This is a genomic window from Rhodoferax sp. BLA1, assembly GCF_013416775.1.
Taxonomy (GTDB): Bacteria; Pseudomonadota; Gammaproteobacteria; order Burkholderiales; family Burkholderiaceae_C; genus Rhodoferax.
Genome location: NZ_SZVI01000012.1, coordinates 340,516 through 361,350, shown reverse-complemented (window position 1 = coordinate 361,350; position 20,835 = coordinate 340,516). Strand labels below are relative to the sequence as shown.

Here is a 20,835-nt window from a genome sequence, read left to right as displayed (position 1 = left end):
GACACCCAAGCCCAAAACAAGCACTTTTTGCTGCACCGCAACAAATAAACTAGATGACAAGCTCTAAAACCGTGGTCAGCGCCAGAGCAGCAGCCCGGTGCCCACCACCGTCATCAGCGCCCCCAGCCAGGCACCCGGTGCTGGCGCACGTTTGAGCTGGAACCACAACAAGGGCAACACCAAGATCGGCGAGACCGAGGACAGGATCGCGACCATGCCCACATCGCCCTTTTCCAGCGCCAGCAGCACCAGCGTCATGCCCACCCCCATGGCGACAAAACCGTTGAGCCCGGTCTGCAACAGCACGCGCGCCGTCGGCGCTGTGGTGGCGCGCGCCGCCCGAAAACCTGAGAGCAGCAGCACCCCATGCGCGGCGGTGGCCACCGTCACCCGCACCGCCGAGGCCATCATCGGGTCCACCTGCAAAGCCATCACCGGTTTGGCCACCAGCGAACCCACCGCCTGGCACAAGGCGGCCAGCAGCGCCAGCGCCACGCCCAGCCCGACATGGCCACGGTCGACCTCCCAGGCGTGGTTTTCGTCCTTGCGTCGGCCCAGGGCCATCGCGGTCATCACCCCGGCCAGCGTCAGTGCCGCACCCACCAAGGCCTGCACACTCATGCGCTCGTCCAGCAGCCAAAAGCCCAACGCCGCGCTGAAAGCCGCATGGGTGGCGAACAACACCCCGGCGCGGCGTGGCCCCAGGCTGTTCATGGCCGCAAACAAGGCGGTGTCACCGACAAAAATACCGATCAGCCCACTGATGGCCATCGCGCCCCAGGCCTCCAGCCCAAAACCGCACCAGCCACCGGTTACGGCCACCACCGACCACAACATCACCGCCACCATGGCCATGCGCCAGCGGGTGAAGGCAAACGCCCCGAGGTGGCGCGAGGGTGTGACCGACATCACACTGCCCATCGCCCAGCAGGCGGCGGCGCCCAGCGCCAACAAATCGTAAGCAAGCATGGGGAAAGTCAGCGCGGGGCGGTCCGGTTCGTCAGGGTGTCTGGCGGCAACTGATCGATTTCAGCCAGCAGCTGCGCCAGCGCCCGGCCAGCGGCATCTACCAGCGCGTGACCCTTGTCGGCCGTAGCAGCGGCGGCGTTGCCCACCGCACCCGCCGGGTTGTAGTCCTGCATCTGCCAACCCAGCTTGGCGCTTTTGCCATTACCCAGAATCTCAAATTGCTGGGCGCGGGTGTGTGAGGTGGACGCGAAGTTCTGCGCCTGATCCATCACCACATGCGCTGGGTCCAGCGCCAGCATCATCGAGGTTTCGATGTCACCGGCGTGGATGCCAAAGCGGTGCTCATCAGCAGAGAACAAGGCGTTCACGTCTTGCCCTTGGGTATCACGCAGCGGCAGATTGAACCAGCTCACGCTGTACACCAGCATGTCCAGCCGTGCACGCAGATCGCGCGCCACCAGGTCCATCACACTCACATGGCCACCATGGGTGTTGAACAGCACCAGCTTGGTGATGCCGCTGGCGGCGACAGACTCGCCGATGTCGGTCCACAGCCGCAGAATGGTCTCGTTTTTGAGGGTCAGCGTGCCGGGGAAGCGGGCATGTTCAGGACTCAGTCCCATGGCCTGGGTCGGCAAAAACAGCACCGGCAGGTCTGGGGCCAAGTGCGGCAAGCTTGCTGCCACGATGCCGTTCGCCAGCACCGAGTCCACACTCACCGGCAAATGCGGCCCATGCTGCTCGATGGCGGCCACCGGCAACACCGCGATGGTGCGCGCCGCCTCGCCACTGGCCAACAAGGCGGCAAAGTCACGGGTACTCAGGTCGGCCCAGTAGCGTGAAAAGGTGCTCATGGTGGGTGCTGATTAAGAGGAAGTCGCAGGCAGTTCAGGCCTTTTTCATGAACTCGGCCTTGAGCATGAAGGCGCCCTGGTCGGTCTTGCAATCGACCTCGTGGTCACCCGCGCCTTCGGGCAGGCGGATGCCTTTGATCTTGGTGCCTTTTTTGAGCACGATCGACGAGCCCTTGACCTTCAGGTCCTTGATCAGGATCACCGTGTCACCACTGGCCAGCGGGTTGCCATTGGCGTCCACCACCGGACCGCTGGTGGCCTCACCCTCGTCCACCGCAGCGGTTTGGGGCCACTCGAAGCCACAGTCCGGGCAGATGTAGTTGTCCCCATCCGGGTAGGTGTTGTCTAAGGTGCATTGGGGGCAGGCGGGAAACTGAGACATAGTGAAAATTCAGAAAAAAGGTGGGTTCAACCCAAGGGTGACAAGTGTACGAGGCCAATTCAGCTGCTGGGCGCGTGGGTCACGCTTCAGTATCATGTGCGGATGACACAAGACATCTTCCGCACCGACGCTTATCTGACAGAGACCTCCGCCACAGTGACTGCGATCACACCGCAGGGCATTGTGCTGGACCGCACCGTGTTTTACCCGCTGGGTGGTGGTCAGGCGGGGGACAGTGGTGTGATAGTGCTGGCCGATGGCACCGAAATCACCATCGTGGACACCCGCAAGGGCAAGGCCGAGGATGGCAGCTTTACACAAGAAATCTGCCACCTGCCCTCGCCAGACGTGCTTGAGCAGCTATTAACTCAAGAGCAAACCAAACTCGTGGTGGGCGACTGCGTGACGGCACGCATCGACTGGGCGCGGCGCCACCGGATGATGCGTTTCCACACCGCCACCCATTTGTTGTGCCACATCGTGCCGCAGCTGGTGAACGGCTGCTCCATCACCCCCGACTACGCGCGGCTGGACTTCAACATGACCGACGCGCTGGACAAAGAGGTTTTGACAGCCGAAATAGCCAAGCTGGTGGGCGCCGCCCACCCGGTGACGGTGGGCGCCATCACCGATGCCGAACTCGATGCCAACCCGGCGCTGGTGAAAAGCATGTCGGTGCAACCACCGCGCGGCAGTGGACAGATCCGCACGATACGGATTGGCGACGAGACCTTGATTGATCTGCAACCCTGCGGCGGCACCCATGTGGCCAACACGGCGGAAATTGGCCCGGTCATCGTCACCAAGATCGAGAAAAAGTCTGCCAGCACCCGCCGTGTGGTGCTGGGTTTTGCCCCATGAGCCGGGGCCAGATCAGAAACATCACTGGCGACTCCTTTTTTGCCTGGGACGGCAACGTTCTGGTGGTCAACATCCTGGGCAAACCCAGTGCGGCCAAGGACGCGATTGGCAAACCCCACGGCACCCAGCTCAAGGTCAGCGTGACCGCCAAACCGCTGGGTGGCAAAGCCACAGACCACATGGTGCGTTTTCTGGCGCCGTTGTTTGGGGTCAGTGTGTCGGCCGTCGAGGTGGTGTTTGGCCAGGAAAACGTCAACAAACAGCTGCGCATCACCGCCCCGACCAAGCTGCCTGCGGTGTTCACTCAAGACGCATCAGACTGAGCCGAATGGTGCGCCGCCCGGAACGCTCAGACGCGGGCTATTTGAGTTTGCCCAGAGATACCCGGATCGCCTCCAGCCGCGCCTCGTAGTCGGTGGCGTCGCCATAGTCCAGAAACTGGCTGTAGCGGGCATGGGTGCCTAAGACTTTTTTGGCGTGTTTGATCGGGCAGAAATAGGCTTCGGTGCGCGCCAAAATCTCTCGCCAATAACCCACCAGCCCGTTGCCGTATTCGCAGTAGGTGCAGTGAAACTTCTCGATGAAGTTCAGATACTGCAGCTGGCGGCGGTCAAACACCAGGTAGTCGGCGCGGCGCACCTTGGTGATGCCGTAAATCGGAAAGCAGCTCCACTGGTAGAAGCTGACACACAGGTCCAGCAGCACCAGCGGAACAATCATGCCGTAGATGATCGGGCCGGTGATCAGGTTTTGTGGGCGAAAACTCACCAGCCATCTGAAAAAATTCATCTTGAGCTTGCGGTGCGCGGCTTTGACCGAACCCTCAAACTCGACACGTTTGCCCTTGATCTGGAAAAACATGCGACTTTGCTGCTCGTGCATCGCGGTGACCAGTTCGGCCTCCAGAGTGGCCATTTGGGCCAGTAGCTGGCTGATGCGCTCGTTCATGCTTGTCCTTTCTGGTGCGGGAGCTTGGTGCAAAGCTTGTCCGGCCAATATACGCCTACGCAAGTCAGACCCCAGGCCAGACAGCAGGCACCCATGGGACAATCCGGCGCATGCACCTATTATTTGAAGAAACCGGCAAATTCCTCGCTGGCCGGATCCTGTCCGAGGCCGACGCCTCGGCGCAGGTCGAGCTCGACAGCGGCAAACGTGTCAAGGTCAAAGCGGCCAACATCCTGCTCAAGTTTGAGAAGCCCGAACCGGCCCAGCTGATGGCCTCCGCCCAGGCCGTGGCCAGCGGCATTGAACTCGACATGGCCTGGGAATTTGCCCCCGAAGACGAGTTTGGTTTTGCCGAGCTCGCGCGCGACTATTTTTCTGAACAAGCCACCCTGAGTGAACAGGCCGGCATGCTGCTGGCGCTGTTTGAGGCGCCGCACTATTTCCGCCGTGCGGGCAAAGGGCGTTTTCGCAAGGCCACCAAAGAGATCCTGGCACAGGCGCTGGCCGCCATCGAGAAAAAGAAACAGATTGCGCTGCAGATCGAGGCCTGGGTCAAGGAGCTCAGCGCAGGGTCCTGCCCGGCCGCGATCCGTGAACAGCTCTACAAAATTCTGTTCAAACCCGACAAAAACGCGCCCGAATACAAGGCGGTGGTGGAAGCATCCCGCGCCACCCATCTGGGCCCGCTGGAGCTGCTGATCAAGGCGGGCGCCATCGACTCGCCCTACCAGTTCCACTGGAAACGCTTCTTGCTGGAAAACTTTCCCAAAGGCACGGCTTTCCCCAAACTCGAAGCACCGCGCATCACCGACGAGTTGCCGCTCTCCAGCGCACGCGCGTTCTCCATCGACGACTCGGCCACCACCGAAATTGACGACGCCCTGTCGGTACAAGGCTTGGGCAGTGGCACGGTGCTGCTGGGCATCCACATCGCGGCACCCGGTCTGGCGATCCAGCCCGGCAGCGCAATCGACCAGCTGGGCCGCGCCCGGCTGTCCACCGTCTACATGCCCGGTTACAAGATCACCATGTTGCCCGACGAGGTGGTGCAGGCCTACACCTTGATGGAGGGGCAGAACTGCCCGGCGGTGTCGCTGTATGTCACGTTGGATGAGGCCACGCTCGAGATCAAAAGCAGCGAAACGAAGCTTGAGCGCGTCTTTATCGAAGCCAACCTGCGCCACGATCAGCTCGACGCGGTGGTCACCACCGACTGGCTGGAAAACCCGGCCTTTGAGCATGAAATCGACCCTAAGCCCTTATTGGATAAGCGCGAGTCGCTCTCTTTTTTACACCGGCTCGCCAAAGACCTCAAAGCCAAGCGCGAAGTCGTGCGTGGCAAACCCGAGACCTTCAACCGGCCTGACTACAACTACCGCTTGGTCGGCAACAACGGCGCCGAGCCCAAGGGTGATGAACAGGTCGAGATCAGTGTGCGCCAGCGTGGCGCACCGCTGGATTTGATCGTCTCCGAGGCGATGATTCTGGCCAACAGCAGCTGGGGCAGCTGGATGGCAGACCTGGGCGTGCCTGGCATTTACCGCAGCCAGGCCAGCCTGGCGCCAGGTGTCAAGGTGCGCATGGGCACCAAGGCGCTGCCGCACGCCGGGATCGGGGTGAAGAGTTACGCCTGGAGCAGCTCGCCGCTGCGCCGTTACACCGACCTGGTCAACCAGTGGCAGATCATTGCCTGCGCGCGCTTTGGGCACACCGCCGCGCTGGCCGCGCCGTTCAAACCCAAGGACGCCGAGCTGTTTTCGATCATCTCCAGCTTTGATGCCACCTACGCCGCCTACAACGGCTTCCAGAACGCGATGGAGCGTTTCTGGGTGCTCAAATATGTGCAACAGCAAGGCATCACCGAGCTGCCCGCGAGCCTGTTCAAGGACAACCTGGTGCGCGCCGACCACCTGCCGCTGGTGTTGCCGGTGGCTGGTGCCCAGGGCCTGCCACGCTGGGCGCAGGTGATGGTGCGCCTGGGTGACATCGACGAGGTCTCGCTCGACATCCACGGCACCGTGACCGCGCGACTCGACGGTGGCCCGGACGACAAAAGCGCAGGCGACACGGCCGAGGCGCCAGACGACGAGTCCGACGACGACACCCTGGCCGGCCCGATTGCGATTGCGGTGGACCTGGGCGAAGGCGACCCGGCACCCGGCGATAATTCCGCCCCGTGAAACTGCGGTCTTTCAGCACCCTCCAACTCGCCCTGGGCGTGTCCATTGCCGTGCACGCCGCGCTGCTGACGGTGCGGGTGGTCGACCCCGAGGCCTTCAACCGGGTGTTTGAAGACACCCCGCTGGAGGTGATCCTGGTCAACGCCCAGACCAACGAAAAACCGAGCAAGGCACGCGCCATCGCCCAAGCCAACATGGCCGGTGGCGGTGATGCGGCCAAGGGCCGCGCCACCAGCCCGCTGCCGCCCGCCCTGGTGGCGATGCCCGGTGAGGCCAGCGAACACGACCGCGAACGCCAGGTGCGCGAAATGCAGGAGCAGCAGAGGGTGTTGTTGTCCAAGGTCAAATCGGTGCTGGCCGCGATGCCGCCGACCGACCCGCTGCAACAAAAACTCAGCCCCGACGATATCCAGCGCGAGGAAAAACGCCGCCAGCTGATTGACCTGCTGGCCGAGATCGAGCGGCGTATCCAGATGGAAAACGAGCGCCCGAAAAAGCGCTACATCAGCCCGGCCACGCGTGAAGCGGTCTACGCCATCTACTACGACCGGCTGCGTCGCGCCATCGAAGACAAAGGCACAGAGAATTTCCCCGAGGCCAATGGCCAGAAGCTCTATGGCGAGCTGACCATGATCGTCACCGTCAATCACGATGGCAAAGTGTTGGCCACCGAGGTGGTGCAAAGCTCGGGCAACAAACTGCTGGACCGGCGCGCCCAGGCCATTGCCAAAAGCGCCGGGCCGTTTGGCAACTTCAACCGCGAGATGCGCCGCCAGGCCGACCAGATTGCGGTGGTGTCACGCTTCAAGTTCACCCGCGACGACACCCTGCAAACCCGGCTCAATGCCCCTTGAGACACCGTCTCCCTCAAGAAAGACCTCCCCCATGAGCACCGACCTCTACTGCGTGATGGGCCACCCGGTGGCGCACAGCCAGTCGCCCTGGATCCACACCCGCTTTGCCGAACTCACCGGGCAGGACATGCTCTACACCAAGCGGGAGATCCCGCTGGACCATTTTCCCGGCAGTGTGCAGGCCTTCATCGACGAAGGCGGGCACGGCTGCAACATCACCGTGCCGTTCAAGTTTGAGGCGGCCCTGCTGGCCACCCACACCAGCGAACGTGCCAAGCTGGCCCAGGCCTGCAACCACCTGAGCTTCAAACCCGGGCAGATCCTGGGCGACAACACCGACGGCATTGGTCTCGTCGACGATATCGAACAAAACGCCGGGGTGTCGCTCAAAGCCAAGCGCGTGTTGCTGATGGGGGCCGGCGGGGCCGCTGCGGGCGTGCTGGGCCCGCTGATCCAAGCCCAGCCCGCCCAGATCTGCGTGGCCAACCGCACCCTGCCCAAAGCCGAACAGCTGGTGGCGCGCCACCTGCCCCTCGCCGCGCTACACAATGTAGAGCTACTAGCCCAAGATCTAAAAGGGCTAGAGGCACAATTCGACATCATCATCAACGGCACAGCGAGCAGCCTGGGTGGCCACGGCGTCCCGGTGAGCGCGCATGTGCTGGCGCCCGGCGCACTGGCCTACGACATGATGTACGGCGCCGCTGCCAAACCCTTCCTGGACTGGGCACACAGCCACGGTGCGGTGCCGCGCGACGGTCTGGGCATGCTGGTGGCACAGGCCGCCGAGGCTTTTGCCATCTGGCGCGGTGTGATGCCGCCTGCGGCGCAGGTGCTGGCTGAACTGCGGGCACACATGGGTATCTGAGTGACATGAAGGCGTTGTGGCGATGGCTGTTCTTGGTGCTGCTGGCGGGCCTGCTGCTGCAGCTGTTTTTTGTGGTCCGGATTGCAGCCATGCTGGTGATCGACCCGCAGTCGACCGCGTTTGAACGCTCGGAGGCCTGGCGTCTGCTCACGGAAAAGGGTGAACTGCGCTGGCGCCAGCAATGGGTGCCCTACAGCGCCATCTCCAACCACCTCAAACGGGCGGTGATTGCCAGCGAGGACGATGGTTTTGTCAACCACGACGGCGTCGACTGGGACGCGCTTGAGAAAGCCTGGCAAAAAAACGCCCTCGCCGAACAACGCCTGGCCAAGGCCCAGGAACAAGCGGCCAAGGCCCAGGCCCGCTCAGCCAGCAAAAACCCGGCCCACGCCGCCGCAACACCACCCAAACCCGTGAAAGCGCCCAAGGTGATTGGTGGCTCCACCATCACCCAGCAGCTGGCCAAAAACCTGTTGTTGTCGGGTGAACGCACCTTGTTGCGCAAGGGCCAGGAATTTGCGCTGACCCTGCTGCTGGAGGCGATGCTCGACAAACAGCGCATCCTCGAGATCTACCTCAACAACGTCGAGTGGGGTGACGGTGTGTTTGGCGCCGAGGCCGCAGCCCAGCACTACTTTCGCAAACCCGCGGCCCAGCTCAGCAGTTACGAGGCGGCGCGGCTGGCGGTGATGTTGCCGCGCCCGAAGTATTTCGAGAAGCTGCCCAACTCCAGTTATGTGGCCGGGCGGGCCCGGGTGATCGCCAACCGGCTGGACAACGCCGAACTGCCCTGACCCGGCACACACGGCGGTAACGGAAACTTTGTCATGATGAAACGTGTTGTGCTCGACTGGGTGGCGGTGCTCGTGAGTTATTTCCTGCTCGGGCTGATCCGCATCCTGACCGGCTCCCAGGCGCGCTGGTGGGGCTGCCCGCCCAAGGCCTTGCAGCGCATCTATTTCGCCAACCACCAGAGCCATGCCGACCTGGTGATGATCTGGGCCGCGCTGCCCAAGGAGCTGCGCCACAACACCCGTGCGGTGGCGGCGCGCGACTACTGGACACGCACCCCGTTCAAACACTGGCTCACCAGTGCGGTGTTCAATGTGATCTACGTGTCACGTGATCGCCAGGCCAGTGAGGACCCGCTGGAGCCGCTGATCGAGGCCATGAGCAATGGCGACTCTCTGATCCTGTTTCCCGAGGGCACCCGCGGTTTTGCCGACGAACCCCAGGCCTTCAAGGCGGGGCTCTACAACCTGGCGCTCAAGTTCCCCGAGGTGGAGCTGGTACCGGCCTGGATCAACAATGTGCAGCGAGTCATGCCCAAGGGTGAGGTGGTGCCGGTGCCGGTGCTGTGTTCGGTGACCTTTGGGGTGCCGATGCAGGTCTTGCCCGGCGAAGACTGCCCAACTTTTTTGCAGCGTGCCCGCCTGGCGGTGCTGGCGCTGCGCGACGTTTGAAAGTGTCAGAACCATGCATCGGGCCCTGAGAAACCTCAACCCCACCGAACAGATCGGTGCGCTGTTCATCATCGTGTTTGGCCTGCTGATGGTCGGCGGGCTGGTGATTTTTTTGCGCTCCATGCGCGAGTTTGATGACCCGCAGCAGGGCGCACAACACCGCGACGAGCTCGACCGGCTGACCCAGCTGCTCAAAACCAGCTGGCTGCTGGTGTTTGTGTTCTGGCTGGCCTGGCTGGCCGGGGACATCTCGCGCCTGGTCTTGTTTGCGCTGGGTTCGTTTTTTGCGCTGCGCGAGTTTCTGACACTCTCACCCACCCGCCATGGGGACCACCGTAGCCTGGTGTTGGCGTTTTTTGTCATCCTGCCGTGCCAGTATTGGCTGGTGGGCACCGGGCAGGTGGCGCTGTTCACGGTGTTCATCCCGGTGTATGTGTTTCTGGCGCTGCCAGTGACCAGCGTGCTGGCCAACGACCCCAAACAGTTTCTGGAGCGCAACGCCAAGCTGCAGTGGGGCATCATGGTGTGTATCTACGGCATGAGCCATGTGCCGGCGCTGCTGCTGCTCAAGTTCCCGCACTACAACCACCAAAACGCATTTCTGGTGCTGTTTCTGGTGCTGGTGGTGCAGACCTGCATGGTCACCCAGCACCTGGTGTCACACCGTTTGATGCAACTGGGCAAACGCCCGGCGGTGCCCGCCATCAGCCAGAGCTTCATCTGGCGCGCCTGGCGTGCAGGCATGGCCGCAGGCAGCCTGATGGGAGCCTTGTTGTCGGGCATCACCCCCTTTGTGCCGGGCCAGGCGTTTGCGCTGTCTTTCATTGCGTGTGCCGCAGGCAGCATGGGGCACCTGGTGATGAAGGCGCTCAAACGCGACCGGGGCATCCCGATGTGGCGCGGCCAGCGCACCGCCGTCACTGGCGCAGGCGGTATGCTTGACCACATCGACGCGCTGTGTTTTGCAGCGCCCGTGTTTTTCTACTCCGCCAGATGGTATTTCAAGCTATAGCCCTTATTCAATAAGGGCAGATAGCTATATATCCTGCAGCAAACCAGAGCCCCATCACCATGAGAATCCTCGGCATTGACCCGGGCCTGCGCACCACCGGTTTTGGTGTGGTGGACAGCGATGGCGGCACGCTGAGTTATGTGGCCAGCGGCACCATCAGCACCATCCACATCGAAAAAGACCAGCTGCCCGCACGCCTGAAGGTGCTGTTTGACGGCGTGCGCGAGGTGGTGGCACGGTATCAGCCAGATGCGGCCTCGGTCGAGATTGTGTTTGTCAACGTCAACCCGCAGTCCACCCTGCTGCTGGGTCAGGCGCGTGGCGCCATCGTGACGGCGCTGGTGTCGGCCGACCTGCCGGTGGCCGAATACACCGCCTTGCAGATGAAACAGGCGGTGGTGGGTTATGGCCGTGCCGACAAGACCCAGATCCAGGAAATGGTGCGCCGCCTGCTGGTGTTACCCGGCCTGCCCGGACCAGATGCAGCCGATGCCCTGGGCCTGGCCATCACCCACGCCCACGCCGCCACCTCGATGGCCCGCCTGGCCCAGGCCAAAGGCGTGGGCGGTGTACAGCAACAGACCCAAAAGGCGGCTTACAAGGGCGGGCGCAGCCGCTGAGATCTGGCGCGTGTGCGGGCAAGCTCGGGGCGAGCTGTGCTTTTATGCGCTGTTGGTGCTGCTCAAACCCAGACTGAGCCTCACCAGCTGTGAAATGCCGTTGACGTTGAGCTTGCTCATCATGCGGGACTTGTGGACTTCGAGCGTACGCACGCTGATGCCCAGCTGGTCGGCGATCTCACGGTTGTGTTTGCCTGCAACCACCAGGTCCATGACTTCTTTTTCACGCGGTGTCAGGCTCGACAAGAGGTGTTCCAGTCCCAGTTCCTGCTCCTTGACATGCTGGCTTTCGGACAAGCGCGTGAAGGCATCGTCCAGAGCGACTCTGAGTTTTTCGTGGTCAATCGGTTTTTCCAAAAAATCCACCGCGTGTGCACGAAAGGCCTCGCGGGCAGAAAAGACGTCGCCGTGTCCGGTCATCACAATGACGGGCATCTGGCAGCGCATGTTCAGCAAGTGCTTTTGCAGGGAGAGGCCATCCATATCGGGCATACGAATGTCGATCAGGAAACAACCACGCCAGCTCGGCTTGTAGGCCTTGAGCAAACTCTCTGAATTGGCGAAAAGTGCCACGGTGTAGCCTTCGAGTCCAAGCAGCAGACTCAATGAATCCCGAACCGATGGATCGTCCTCAACGATGTAGATGCTGCGTGTCATTTTCAGTGTCTCCTCCTGTGGGTAGCTCCACAATGAACAGGCCAAAATCGGCGATTTCCGCTCGCAGGCTGCCGCCGTGCGCCTCAACCATCGCACGGCTGATGGACAGCCCCAGCCCCAGTCCGTTTGACTTGGTGGATTGAAAGGCCTCGAATGACGCCACCACCGACTCAGCCGACAAGCCGTCTCCGCTGTCTTCGACACAAATCCTGACCCGTCCTGCACCAGCAGGCGCGGCTGACAGGATGATGTGGCGCTGCCCCGCTGGCTGGGTTGACACCGCATCGACCGCGTTGGACAGCAGGTTGCGAAAAACAACCCCCAGCTGGAGACTGTCGGCCAGCAAGGTGCATGGCGGCCCAACGTCCACAATCAAGTCAATACCCAGGCTCTGCGACTTGGCCAAAAAAGGGGCACTGGCCTGGCGCAGCAGGGTATCGAGCTGGACCGGTTCCAACCGGGTGGCGCCACTGCGAAAAAAATCCCGCAGCCGCCGCAGAACCTCGGCGGCCCGGTAGGACTCCTCCACCATGCGAGAGACGGTGTCTCGCAACTGCTCGGTCGATGCGCCTCGTTCAATCAGCTTTTCGCAGGCCGCGCCGTAGGTTGTTAAGGCCGAAAGTGGCTGGTTGAGCTCGTGGGCCAGGGCCCCAGCCATCTCTCCTGCCGCAGCCAGACGCAAAGACTCCCGCAACTCCAAACTGACCCGTTGTTTTTCATCGATCACAATGCCCATGAAAAAGCCAAACAACACCAGTGCCACCATCAATATCTGGATTTCCAGGACCGTGATGGCCGGGAACCCCTGCAACTGCACCGAGCCAATGATGCCGATCTGGACCACCACGGCACTGAACACCGCGCCTGACAAGCCTTGCCGCGCTGCGGCCCACGCCACCGGCAGGAACAGGACATAAAAATAGCTGGCCTGCCCATGATCACCGTGCCCAAAAGCCACCCACATGGCCATGCCAGTACCCATCAGGTAGATCCAGGTGTGTTTTGACCGAAGCAGACTGGCGATATGTGCCCTACCACGATCATCGTGCAGCATCCAGATCATCGGCATGGTGATCAAGATGCCAACACCATCCCCCACCCAGTAGTGGACCAGTGCCTGGAGCCAGCCACCAGCCGGAATGAGGCCCCGCCAAAACTGCAGCGAGACAAACAGCAGACTGACAACCAGTGTTCCCAGCGCAATGATGCTGACCCATTCCAGCAAACCCTGACGGATCCTGGAGATGTCCAGATGCCCCAACCTGCGTCGCATCCCCTCTGCAATGCCCCAGTAACCTAGCGCCAACAGCCCGGACATTCCGATGGCGCCGGGCAATGGCGCCGACAACTGGCGTACCCAAAGATCGGCCAGCAAAATCGACAGCATCAAGGGCAATACGGCCTTTTTGCCAAACCGAATCAGGAACACCAGACCCAAGGCTGGCGCGGGGCTCCACGGGGTGATATTGAGACCATGGAGCGCGTGGATATAACTCACCCAATCCAGCGCGATATAGCCAAAGATCAGGATCAGGACATGACGCCCGCCAAGCTGCGGCGTAGGAGAAATAGACAAGATCGGTTTCTCGAGAACAACAAAGGGTTATTTTGCTTGAGCAAGGCCCAAGATGTAACTGGGAATGACACGTACGTGAATCACGTATAGATAAGCAAGTGCATTGATTTGTCTGAGTTTTTTCCTCCGCAAGATACTGAGATTTTTTGTCATTCCACTTACGTTTGATCCCTCATTTTCAAAACGGCGTCCCCTGGCTACGATGCGCGGATGTTTCGTCTAGTCGGTGCGTTCTTGTCTCTTTTTGTGTTTTGGTTGCTGTTGTCAGGCATGTTCACGCCGTTCCTTGTGGCCGCTGGTGCGGGATGTGCCATCGCCATTGGCCTCCTTGCCCGGCGCATGAACCGGGCTGACCATGCCGGTCGGTCGATGCATCTGGTCTGGCCTGCCGCTCTGTCGTATATACCCTGGTTGCTGATAGAGATCATCAAGTCCGGTTGGGATGTCTCCAAACGGATTCTGAATCCGGCACTGCCCATTTCTCCTGCGCTGGTTGAATTCAAACCTTCACAAACATCCGATGTCGGGTTGGTGATCCATGCCAATTCGATCACCCTGACGCCTGGCACGATTGCCGTCGAGGTGGAGCCACACCGATTTCTGGTGCATGCGCTCACACAAAGCAATGCCTGCGGGCTGGCCGGTAGCGACATGGACCGCCGCTGTCTTGCATTGGAGGGGCGTTAGTTTGCTCTCGGTTGCCGCCATTGCTCTGTTGGTCACCATCGCTATGGCATTGGTGAGGGCTGCTTTGGGCCCCTCGGTGTTTGACCGCCTACAGGCGGCCAATACCGTGGGCACCGTGGCCATGCTGCTGTTGGCGGTATTGGGGTTTCTGAGCGGGCGGCCAGACTTTCTGGATCTGGCCCTGACCTATGGATTGCTCAACGCCATCGGCATGTTTGCGGTGTTGAAGTTCATGCGTCAAGGCGACCTGGGCGGGGACGACTTCCCACCCACCAAAACCGACGGAGGCTCATGATCGACGCAACCCATGTGCTCAGCGGATTTTTCCTGCTGATCGGCGGCTTTTTTTGCCTGGTTGGGAGCCTTGGGCTGTTGCGCATGCCCGACTTCTACACCCGCATGCACGCTGCCAGTGTGACCGAAACACTCGGCGTCGGGTTCATTCTTCTGGGGTTGATGTTCTTGGGCGGGTTGACCCTGGTCACCGTCAAACTGGTGATGATGGGTGTGCTGATCTTCTTTGTCAGCCCCACTGTCAGTCATGCCTTGGCAAGGTCGGCCTTCTTTCGGGGTGTGAAGCCGGTGTTGTCGAACGAAGCGAGGCTGCCATCGAAACCTTGATCATTCACGTGGTACTCGTGTTCATGGTGGTCACCGCGCTGATCATGGCCAGGTCGCGCAACCTGTTTGCGGTGGTGGTGCTGTCTGGCGTCTACAGCTTTCTGATGGCCCTGGTGCTGGTGGCCCTGGATGCGGTGGACGTCGCCATGACAGAGGCTGCCGTGGGTGCGGGGGTGTCAACCGTGCTGTTGTTAGGTGCGCTGTATTTGTGTCGCAGTCATGAGGCACGGCCCGCGCACAAGCCCTGGCTTGCGCTGGCACTGTCCTTGTCGACAGCGGCGCTTCTGATCTATGGCGGTCTGGGTCTGCCAGACTTTGCTGATCCGCAAGCCGCCATCCATCAGCAGGTTGTGCCACGTTACTTGCAAAACGAAGTGGATGTGCCCAATGTGGTCACCGCAGTGCTGGCGAGTTTTCGCGGTTATGACACGCTTGGAGAAACAACGGTGGTGTTCACGGCGGGTGCCGGCATCATCGCCTTGCTGCGGCGCCGTGGGAACAATCGGGGTCGTGATGAAAAGTGACTTGGTCTTGCGCATTGTCGGCAAGCTGTTGATTCCCTTCATTCTGCTTTTTGCCCTGTACGTGCAGTTTCATGGGGATTTTGGCCCGGGTGGGGGCTTTCAGGCGGGTGTCATTTTTGCGGCCGGTATGGTCTTGTATGCGCTGATCTTTGGCCTGGTCAACACCCGCAAGGTGATGCCGGATTGGTTGGTGGAAACCATGCTCGCCGCAGGTGTGTTGATCTACGCGGGCGTCGGGGTTGCCGGCTTGCTGCTGGGAGGCAATTTCCTGGACTACTCGGTGCTGGCGCATGACCCAGTGCACGGCCAGCACCGCGGTATTTTCTGGGTTGAGGTGGGTGTCGCTGTCACCGTCAGTGGGGTGATGCTGAAGATTTTCTACATGTTCGCATCGCGCGGACACGCTGATGGCCCGAGCGACGAATGATGATGCTGAGTCAGTTTCTCAACCATTTCGGCTACATCGTCACGGTTTTTTTGATGGTGACAGGTTTGTTCATCGTGATTGCTCGTGGCAACCTGATCAAAAAACTGGTGGGCTTGTCTGTCTTCCAGACCTCGGTCTACCTGCTCTACATCATCCCCGGCAAGCTGCTGGGGGGCACAGCGCCGATTTTGTCTGCGCAGTACTCGGTGTACTCCAACCCATTGCCCCACGTCCTGATTCTGACAGCCATCGTGGTGGGTGTGGCCACCATGGCGCTGGGGCTGGCACTGGCGGTACGCATCCGTGAAGCCTACGGGAGCATTGAAGAAGATGACATCACCGATCTGGACAACCAGGCGGATGAGTCCGAAGGGAATGTGGCGTGACCCTGGCTCAGCATCTGCCAGCGTTGCAGGTCATTGTGCCGCTGATGTCCGCGCCCTTGGCCGTGTTACTGCGCCATGGCGGGCTGGCCTTTGGCCTGGTGACCGCAGGTGCCTGGCTGGCTTTTGCAACCGCCATTGCCCTCTGGTTCCAGGTGGATGCCAGCGGCACCATTTCCTACCACCTGGGTAGCTGGGCACCCCCGTGGGGTATTGAATACCGTGTTGATAGGCTGTCGAGCTTTGTGCTGCTGCTGGTATCGGGCATGGCCGCCATCGTGTTGCCCTGGGGTCGGGCCAGTATTGCCCGTGAAATCCCCCGCAACGTGCACTACCTGTATTACGCGATGTTCGGGCTGTGCCTCACCGGTCTGCTGGGCATCACGATCACCGGCGACGCGTTCAATATTTTTGTCTTTCTGGAGGTGTCCTCGCTGTCCACCTATGTGCTGATTGCGCTGGGGCGTGATCGCCGGGCACTGGCAGCGTCTTATCGTTACCTGATCATGGGCAGTATTGGTGCCACCTTCATTGTGATCGGCATCGGTTTTCTGTACCTGACGACAGGTACGCTCAATCTGGCCGACATGGCTATTCGCCTGCGTGACGTTCAGAGCAGCAAGCCGGTGTTGGCAGCACTGGCATTTATCACCGTGGGCATCTCGCTCAAACTCGCGTTGTTCCCCCTGCATCAGTGGTTGCCCAACGCCTACACCTATGCGCCATCGGCGGTGACAGCCTTTCTTGCCGCAACAGCGACCAAGGTCGCCGTGTATGTGTTGATCCGGTTTTACTTCACGGTCTTTGGTGAGAGCCTGATTTTTGACAAGTTACCCTTGCCCAAGATCATGCTGGGCCTGTCGCTGCTGGCCATGTTTGCGGCCAGCTTCATCGCCATTTTTCAGGACAACCTCAAGCGCCTGTTTGCCTATTCGAGTGTGGGGCAAATCGGCTACATCACCTTGGGTCTGTCGTTTGACTCGGTCAGTGGTTTGACCGCCTCCATCGTGCATCTGTTCAACCACGGGCTGGCCAAGGGCGCGATTTTTCTGCTGATTGGCGCCATGGTGCTGGGTTTGACAAAAAATGGAGCCATACCTCCCGCACCAAGTTTTGATCGCCTCAATGGGCTGGCGAAACGTATGCCACTGACCTGTCTTGGCATCGTCGTGGCCGGGCTGTCACTGATTGGTGTACCTGGCACCGTCGGCTTCATCAGCAAGTGGTACCTGATTCTGGCAGCCATGGAAAAGGGACAGTTCTGGCTGGTGGGAGCCATTGTGCTGAGTTCGCTGCTGGCTGTGGCCTATGTTTGGCGTTTTGTCGAAGTGGCTTATTTCCGGGCACCGCCTGCACACAGCGAGGCTCACGAGCCGCCGCTGTCGACCCTGATCCCGGCCTGGCTGCTGGTGTTGGCCACCCTGTGGTTTGGTTTTGACACGTCCTTCACAGTTGGCACAGCAGCCGATGCGGCGCAGCAACTGATCAGGGTGGTTCAATGAACGCGAACATGTTCATTCTTGCGGCGCTGGTGTTGCCCCTGGTGGGTGCTGTAGGCATCGTGCTGGCCAGGAAAAAACCCAACCTGCGTGAAACGGTGACCCTGGTCACGGCTGGGCTGCTGTTTTTCTGCGTAGCGCAATTGCTGGCCCCGGTGCTGGCGGGTCAGCGCCCTGAATGGCTTCTGACCGAGCCCTTGCCGGGTCTGCCCGTGGCGTTCAGGGTTGAGCCTTTGGGCATGTTGTTCGCGCTGGTGGCCTCGGGCCTGTGGATCATCAATTCGATCTACTCGATTGGGTACATGCGCGGCAATGTGGAGGCGAACCAAACCCGGTTTTACGTGTTCTTTGCCTTGGCGATTGGCGCGGCCCTGGCCATCGCTTTTGCCGCCAATTTGTGGACCCTGTTCCTCTTTTATGAGGTGCTGACCCTGATCACCTATCCGCTGGTGACCCATGCGGGTACTGACAAGGCGAAACAAGGTGGGCGCACCTACCTCGGCATCTTGATGGGGACATCGGTGTTGTTCCTGCTGCCCGCTGTCATCTATGTCTGGCATGTCAGCGGCACCACCGATTTCCGACTCGGGGGCATCTTGCCCGCAGGCATGGACAAAGGTGCTGTGGCTATTTTGCTGGCCCTCTTCATGTTCGGGATTGGCAAGGCGGCACTGATGCCTTTTCACCGCTGGTTGCCAGCAGCCATGGTGGCGCCCACGCCGGTGTCCGCCCTGCTGCATGCGGTGGCGGTGGTCAAAGCCGGTGTGTTCTCGGTGATCAAGGTGGTGATCTACGTTTTTGGTCTGGACGCTCTCGTGGGGGCCACCGACTGGCTGGTGGCCATCTCGGGCTTCACCATCGTGGCGGCATCGGTGGTGGCGCTCTCGGCCGACAATCTGAAGCGCCGCCTAGCCTATTCCACCGTGAGCCAGTTGTCTTACATCATCCTGGCCGTCGCCATCTTGGCGCCACTCTCCGTGGTCGGGGCAGCATTACATATCGCCGCCCACGCCTTTGGCAAGATCACGCTGTTTTTTGCCGCCGGCTCCATTTACACCGCAGCACACAAGACCGAGGTCAGTCAATTGAATGGCATCGGCCGACGCATGCCCTGGACCATGGGCGCCTTCGCTATTGGCGTGTTGTCCATGATCGGTTTGCCACCAGCCGCTGGTTTTGTCAGCAAGTGGTACCTGGTGTCGGGCGCTGTGAGTCAGGAGGCTTGGGTGGCCTTGGCGGTGGTGTTGCTGTCGACCCTGCTCAACGCCGGGTATTTCCTGCCCATCATTTACCGCGCTTTTTTCCGACCACTGTCCGCCGAGGCACAGGCCCACCCCCATGGTGAAGCGCCCTGGCCGATTGTGATGGCCCTGACCCTGACTGCCACTGGTACGGTGGCGCTGTTCTTTTTCCCCGATGTGCCGCTGGCACTCGCTCACCAGTTGTTGGTTGCACCATGAAATACGAGCATTGGCTGGACGACCCACGTCACGTGAAGCAGCTTTGGCGCGGCTTTCTCGTGGTACTGGCACTGACGGTGCTGGCGGGCTTTTTTGTCGACCTGCATCCCCATTTTGAGATTGAAAACTGGCCGGGCTTCAACGCTGCTTTTGGTTTTTTCGCCTGCCTGCTGATGATCTTGGTGGCCAAGGGTTTGGGGCTGCTGTTGAAGCGCCCTGACACCCATTACGCCGAGGATGAGTCCGATGAGTAACACCATCGGAATCAGCTTCTTTGTGCACCCGGCCTTGGTGCTGATCCTGGGGGCCATGCTGCTGCCGCTGCTGCGTGGCACAGCACGCAACAGCGCCGTGCTGGGTGTGCCTATTCTGGCCTTGGTCGCCCTGTGGCTGCTGCCCGAGGGCAAACTCTGGCAAGTGCAGTGGCTTGACTACACACTGGCGCCACTCGTGGTGGACAAACTCTCACGGCTGTTTGCCACCATCTTCTTGCTCATGAGTGCCGTGGGCGGCTTGTTTGCTCTGGGCCAAACCAGCAAGCTTGAGATTCCGGCGGCGTTTTTGTATGCCGGGTCGGCAGTAGGTGTCACCCTGGCCGGTGATCTGGTGACTGTGTTTCTGTTCTGGGAATTCATGGCGGTGGGCTCCACGCTGGTGTTGTGGAGTGCGGGCACACCTGGCGCCTGGTCTGCCAGCCGTCGTTATGTCGCGGTGCATCTGGCGGGCGGCGTGATTCTCTTCGCCGGTGTGGCAGGGCAAATTCTGGCCACGGGCGACGTCGGCTTCCATGCCATGCAAGTCGATTCGCTGGCCACCTGGTTGATCTTGATCGGTTTTCTCATCAACGCGGGCGCACCACCGCTGTCGGCCTGGTTGCCTGATGCGTACCCAGAGGCGTCCTGGAGCGGCACCGTGTTCTTGTCCGCGTTCACCACCAAGACAGCGGTGTATGTGCTGCTGCGGGGTTTCCCAGGTAACGAGATCCTGATCTGGGTCGGCCTCTTCATGATCTTCTATGGCATCGTCTACGCGCTGCTGGAGAACGACATGCGCCGCATCCTGGCGTATTCCATCGTGAACCAGGTCGGTTTCATGGTGGTTGGCATCGGTATCGGCACTGAGATGGCCCTCAATGGCGCCGCAGCGCATGCGTTCAGTCACATCATCTACAAGGCACTGCTGCTGATGTCAGCCGGTGCTGTGTTGGCGGCGACCGGCAAAAGAAAGTGCTCTGAACTAGGCGGGCTGTTTCACAGCATGCCGCTGACCACGGTATGCGGCACGATTGGCGCCCTGGCTATTTCCTCGTTCCCGCTGACCTCGGGTTTTGTCTCCAAATCGATGGTGACACAGGCCGCCGCCGATGGCCATTTGCAAATGGTCTGGCTGCTTTTGGCAGCAGCATCCGCTGGCGTCTTCCTGCACGCAGGCATCAAATTCCCGTGGTTTGTCTTCTTCCAGAAAGACTCGGGCCTGCGTCCGTCCGATCCCGCGCCCAGCATGCGTTGGGCGATGCTGGTTTTTGCCTTCTTGTGTGTGGCGCTGGGTATCTGGCCAGACCCACTGTATGCGCTGTTGCCCTATGCGGTGGACTATGCGCCCTACACCGCGGCCCACGTCATCACGCAATTGCAGTTGCTGCTGTTTTCCGGCCTGGCCTTTTTTGTCATGCTCAATTACCTCAAACGCACACCCACCATCACGCTGGATGTCGACTTGTTATGGCGCTCCGTTGGTCCGGCGATGGTCCGTGTCTCAGGCCACTGGTTGCGCGTGGTCAGTGGTGGCTTGAGCCAAAGTGCCTCGCGCGGCATTGTGTCTGTCAGCCAAGCGCTGTCACGTCAACGCCACCCCGATGGTCTGCTGTTGCGCTCTTGGCCGACCGGCAGCATGGCGCTGTGGGTCATGGTCATGCTGCTGGCCTACCTGGCTCTGTACTACCTGGGTTGAACCTCGCCAACCATGACACACCATCACACAGGCCTCACCC

Annotated in this window: 25 protein-coding genes; 19 read left to right on the top strand and 6 right to left on the bottom strand. The window is 60.7% G+C overall.

What is annotated here, in order from left to right:
• Positions 1-75: 75 nt before the first annotated feature.
• The 3 genes from FDG13_RS14485 to FDG13_RS14475 are packed head-to-tail and all read right to left on the bottom strand — an operon-like array spanning position 76 to position 2,205.
• Positions 76-969, bottom strand: coding sequence for a DMT family transporter (locus FDG13_RS14485; RefSeq protein WP_180129112.1), 894 nt, complete (start codon positions 967-969; stop codon positions 76-78).
• 8 nt (positions 970-977) lie between these two features.
• A complete protein-coding gene (locus FDG13_RS14480) occupies positions 978-1,823 on the bottom strand; it encodes a creatininase family protein (protein WP_180129111.1) in 846 nt (281 codons plus the stop codon).
• Positions 1,824-1,857: 34 nt separating this feature from the next.
• Positions 1,858-2,205: a zinc ribbon domain-containing protein YjdM gene (locus FDG13_RS14475; RefSeq protein ID WP_180129110.1), complete on the bottom strand. Its 348-nt coding sequence runs from the start codon at positions 2,203-2,205 to the stop codon at positions 1,858-1,860.
• A gap of 102 nt (positions 2,206-2,307) precedes the next feature.
• On the opposite strand from FDG13_RS14475, the gene FDG13_RS14470 reads away from it, so the two are divergent.
• A complete protein-coding gene (locus FDG13_RS14470) occupies positions 2,308-3,066 on the top strand; it encodes an alanyl-tRNA editing protein (protein ID WP_180129109.1) in 759 nt (252 codons plus the stop codon).
• Positions 3,063-3,389: a DUF167 family protein gene (locus FDG13_RS14465; protein ID WP_180129108.1), complete on the top strand. Its 327-nt coding sequence runs from the start codon at positions 3,063-3,065 to the stop codon at positions 3,387-3,389. The genes FDG13_RS14470 and FDG13_RS14465 overlap by 4 nt, the downstream gene beginning before the upstream one ends.
• A gap of 37 nt (positions 3,390-3,426) precedes the next feature.
• On the opposite strand, the gene FDG13_RS14460 is transcribed toward FDG13_RS14465, so the two are convergent.
• Complete coding sequence (locus tag FDG13_RS14460) at positions 3,427-4,014, bottom strand: hypothetical protein (protein WP_180129107.1); 588 nt, start codon at positions 4,012-4,014, stop codon at positions 3,427-3,429.
• A 110-nt stretch (positions 4,015-4,124) separates the two neighbouring features.
• On the opposite strand from FDG13_RS14460, the gene FDG13_RS14455 reads away from it, so the two are divergent.
• The 7 genes from FDG13_RS14455 to ruvC are packed head-to-tail and all read left to right on the top strand — an operon-like array spanning position 4,125 to position 11,011.
• Positions 4,125-6,194, top strand: a complete 2,070-nt coding sequence (locus FDG13_RS14455; protein WP_180129106.1) for a ribonuclease catalytic domain-containing protein — start codon at positions 4,125-4,127, stop codon at positions 6,192-6,194.
• A gap of 2 nt (positions 6,195-6,196) precedes the next feature.
• The gene (locus FDG13_RS14450) at positions 6,197-7,048 is read left to right on the top strand and encodes an energy transducer TonB (RefSeq protein ID WP_180129492.1); all 852 of its coding nucleotides are present in this window, start codon (positions 6,197-6,199) and stop codon (positions 7,046-7,048) included.
• Positions 7,049-7,079: 31 nt separating this feature from the next.
• A complete protein-coding gene (gene aroE / locus FDG13_RS14445) occupies positions 7,080-7,916 on the top strand; it encodes a shikimate dehydrogenase (protein WP_180129105.1) in 837 nt (278 codons plus the stop codon).
• A 5-nt stretch (positions 7,917-7,921) separates the two neighbouring features.
• Complete coding sequence (locus FDG13_RS14440; RefSeq protein ID WP_180129104.1) at positions 7,922-8,710, top strand: transglycosylase domain-containing protein; 789 nt, start codon at positions 7,922-7,924, stop codon at positions 8,708-8,710.
• A 33-nt stretch (positions 8,711-8,743) separates the two neighbouring features.
• The gene (locus FDG13_RS14435; protein ID WP_370528228.1) at positions 8,744-9,379 is read left to right on the top strand and encodes a lysophospholipid acyltransferase family protein; all 636 of its coding nucleotides are present in this window, start codon (positions 8,744-8,746) and stop codon (positions 9,377-9,379) included.
• A 13-nt stretch (positions 9,380-9,392) separates the two neighbouring features.
• On the top strand, positions 9,393-10,391 hold the full coding sequence (locus FDG13_RS14430) for a phosphatidate cytidylyltransferase (protein ID WP_180129103.1): 999 nt from the start codon (positions 9,393-9,395) through the stop codon (positions 10,389-10,391).
• A gap of 59 nt (positions 10,392-10,450) precedes the next feature.
• The gene (ruvC, locus tag FDG13_RS14425; RefSeq protein WP_180129102.1) at positions 10,451-11,011 is read left to right on the top strand and encodes a crossover junction endodeoxyribonuclease RuvC; all 561 of its coding nucleotides are present in this window, start codon (positions 10,451-10,453) and stop codon (positions 11,009-11,011) included.
• 42 nt (positions 11,012-11,053) lie between these two features.
• Here ruvC and FDG13_RS14420 read toward each other — a convergent pair whose 3' ends face one another.
• Both FDG13_RS14420 and FDG13_RS14415 read right to left on the bottom strand, forming a co-directional pair.
• Entirely contained in the window at positions 11,054-11,668 is a 615-nt protein-coding gene (locus tag FDG13_RS14420; protein WP_180129101.1) for a response regulator transcription factor, read from the bottom strand.
• Positions 11,643-13,244, bottom strand: coding sequence for an ATP-binding protein (locus tag FDG13_RS14415; RefSeq protein WP_180129100.1), 1,602 nt, complete (start codon positions 13,242-13,244; stop codon positions 11,643-11,645). The genes FDG13_RS14420 and FDG13_RS14415 overlap by 26 nt, the downstream gene beginning before the upstream one ends.
• A gap of 210 nt (positions 13,245-13,454) precedes the next feature.
• Here FDG13_RS14415 and FDG13_RS14410 point away from each other — a divergent pair, with 210 nt between their 5' ends.
• Genes FDG13_RS14410 through FDG13_RS14365 form a run of 10 tightly spaced genes read left to right on the top strand, consistent with a single transcriptional unit; the run spans position 13,455 to position 20,795 of the window.
• Entirely contained in the window at positions 13,455-13,931 is a 477-nt protein-coding gene (locus FDG13_RS14410; protein WP_180129099.1) for a Na+/H+ antiporter subunit E, read from the top strand.
• 28 nt (positions 13,932-13,959) lie between these two features.
• Positions 13,960-14,226 carry a monovalent cation/H+ antiporter complex subunit F gene (locus FDG13_RS14405; protein WP_218942735.1) on the top strand — a complete coding sequence of 89 codons (267 nt, stop codon included), beginning with the start codon at positions 13,960-13,962 and terminating at the stop codon, positions 14,224-14,226.
• The gene (gene mnhG / locus FDG13_RS14400) at positions 14,223-14,552 is read left to right on the top strand and encodes a monovalent cation/H(+) antiporter subunit G (RefSeq protein ID WP_180129097.1); all 330 of its coding nucleotides are present in this window, start codon (positions 14,223-14,225) and stop codon (positions 14,550-14,552) included. Before FDG13_RS14405 ends, mnhG begins: the two co-directional genes overlap by 4 nt.
• Entirely contained in the window at positions 14,549-15,076 is a 528-nt protein-coding gene (locus FDG13_RS14395) for a DUF4040 domain-containing protein (RefSeq protein ID WP_218942734.1), read from the top strand. The genes mnhG and FDG13_RS14395 overlap by 4 nt, the downstream gene beginning before the upstream one ends.
• Positions 15,066-15,503 carry a Na(+)/H(+) antiporter subunit B gene (locus FDG13_RS14390; protein WP_180129096.1) on the top strand — a complete coding sequence of 146 codons (438 nt, stop codon included), beginning with the start codon at positions 15,066-15,068 and terminating at the stop codon, positions 15,501-15,503. The genes FDG13_RS14395 and FDG13_RS14390 overlap by 11 nt, the downstream gene beginning before the upstream one ends.
• A 2-nt stretch (positions 15,504-15,505) precedes the next feature.
• On the top strand, positions 15,506-15,889 hold the full coding sequence (locus FDG13_RS14385) for a cation:proton antiporter subunit C (RefSeq protein ID WP_180129095.1): 384 nt from the start codon (positions 15,506-15,508) through the stop codon (positions 15,887-15,889).
• Positions 15,886-17,388, top strand: coding sequence for a monovalent cation/H+ antiporter subunit D family protein (locus FDG13_RS14380; RefSeq protein WP_218942733.1), 1,503 nt, complete (start codon positions 15,886-15,888; stop codon positions 17,386-17,388). The genes FDG13_RS14385 and FDG13_RS14380 overlap by 4 nt, the downstream gene beginning before the upstream one ends.
• The gene (locus tag FDG13_RS14375) at positions 17,385-18,845 is read left to right on the top strand and encodes a proton-conducting transporter membrane subunit (RefSeq protein WP_180129094.1); all 1,461 of its coding nucleotides are present in this window, start codon (positions 17,385-17,387) and stop codon (positions 18,843-18,845) included. The genes FDG13_RS14380 and FDG13_RS14375 overlap by 4 nt, the downstream gene beginning before the upstream one ends.
• A complete protein-coding gene (locus tag FDG13_RS14370) occupies positions 18,842-19,099 on the top strand; it encodes a hypothetical protein (protein ID WP_180129093.1) in 258 nt (85 codons plus the stop codon). Before FDG13_RS14375 ends, FDG13_RS14370 begins: the two co-directional genes overlap by 4 nt.
• Entirely contained in the window at positions 19,092-20,795 is a 1,704-nt protein-coding gene (locus FDG13_RS14365; RefSeq protein WP_180129092.1) for a Na(+)/H(+) antiporter subunit D, read from the top strand. Before FDG13_RS14370 ends, FDG13_RS14365 begins: the two co-directional genes overlap by 8 nt.
• The last annotated feature ends 40 nt before the right edge of the window (positions 20,796-20,835 follow it).

Coding starts and splice junctions, on each gene's coding strand:
- FDG13_RS14485 (WP_180129112.1), bottom strand. CDS start 969: ATGCTTGCTTACGATTTGTTGGCGCTGGGCGCCGCCGCCTGCTGGGCG.
- FDG13_RS14480 (WP_180129111.1), bottom strand. CDS start 1,823: ATGAGCACCTTTTCACGCTACTGGGCCGACCTGAGTACCCGTGACTTT.
- FDG13_RS14475 (WP_180129110.1), bottom strand. CDS start 2,205: ATGTCTCAGTTTCCCGCCTGCCCCCAATGCACCTTAGACAACACCTAC.
- FDG13_RS14470 (WP_180129109.1), top strand. CDS start 2,308: ATGACACAAGACATCTTCCGCACCGACGCTTATCTGACAGAGACCTCC.
- FDG13_RS14465 (WP_180129108.1), top strand. CDS start 3,063: ATGAGCCGGGGCCAGATCAGAAACATCACTGGCGACTCCTTTTTTGCC.
- FDG13_RS14460 (WP_180129107.1), bottom strand. CDS start 4,014: ATGAACGAGCGCATCAGCCAGCTACTGGCCCAAATGGCCACTCTGGAG.
- FDG13_RS14455 (WP_180129106.1), top strand. CDS start 4,125: ATGCACCTATTATTTGAAGAAACCGGCAAATTCCTCGCTGGCCGGATC.
- aroE (WP_180129105.1), top strand. CDS start 7,080: ATGAGCACCGACCTCTACTGCGTGATGGGCCACCCGGTGGCGCACAGC.
- FDG13_RS14440 (WP_180129104.1), top strand. CDS start 7,922: ATGAAGGCGTTGTGGCGATGGCTGTTCTTGGTGCTGCTGGCGGGCCTG.
- FDG13_RS14435 (WP_370528228.1), top strand. CDS start 8,744: ATGATGAAACGTGTTGTGCTCGACTGGGTGGCGGTGCTCGTGAGTTAT.
- FDG13_RS14430 (WP_180129103.1), top strand. CDS start 9,393: ATGCATCGGGCCCTGAGAAACCTCAACCCCACCGAACAGATCGGTGCG.
- ruvC (WP_180129102.1), top strand. CDS start 10,451: ATGAGAATCCTCGGCATTGACCCGGGCCTGCGCACCACCGGTTTTGGT.
- FDG13_RS14420 (WP_180129101.1), bottom strand. CDS start 11,668: ATGACACGCAGCATCTACATCGTTGAGGACGATCCATCGGTTCGGGAT.
- FDG13_RS14410 (WP_180129099.1), top strand. CDS start 13,455: ATGTTTCGTCTAGTCGGTGCGTTCTTGTCTCTTTTTGTGTTTTGGTTG.
- mnhG (WP_180129097.1), top strand. CDS start 14,223: ATGATCGACGCAACCCATGTGCTCAGCGGATTTTTCCTGCTGATCGGC.
- FDG13_RS14390 (WP_180129096.1), top strand. CDS start 15,066: ATGAAAAGTGACTTGGTCTTGCGCATTGTCGGCAAGCTGTTGATTCCC.
- FDG13_RS14385 (WP_180129095.1), top strand. CDS start 15,506: ATGCTGAGTCAGTTTCTCAACCATTTCGGCTACATCGTCACGGTTTTT.
- FDG13_RS14375 (WP_180129094.1), top strand. CDS start 17,385: ATGAACGCGAACATGTTCATTCTTGCGGCGCTGGTGTTGCCCCTGGTG.
- FDG13_RS14370 (WP_180129093.1), top strand. CDS start 18,842: ATGAAATACGAGCATTGGCTGGACGACCCACGTCACGTGAAGCAGCTT.
- FDG13_RS14365 (WP_180129092.1), top strand. CDS start 19,092: ATGAGTAACACCATCGGAATCAGCTTCTTTGTGCACCCGGCCTTGGTG.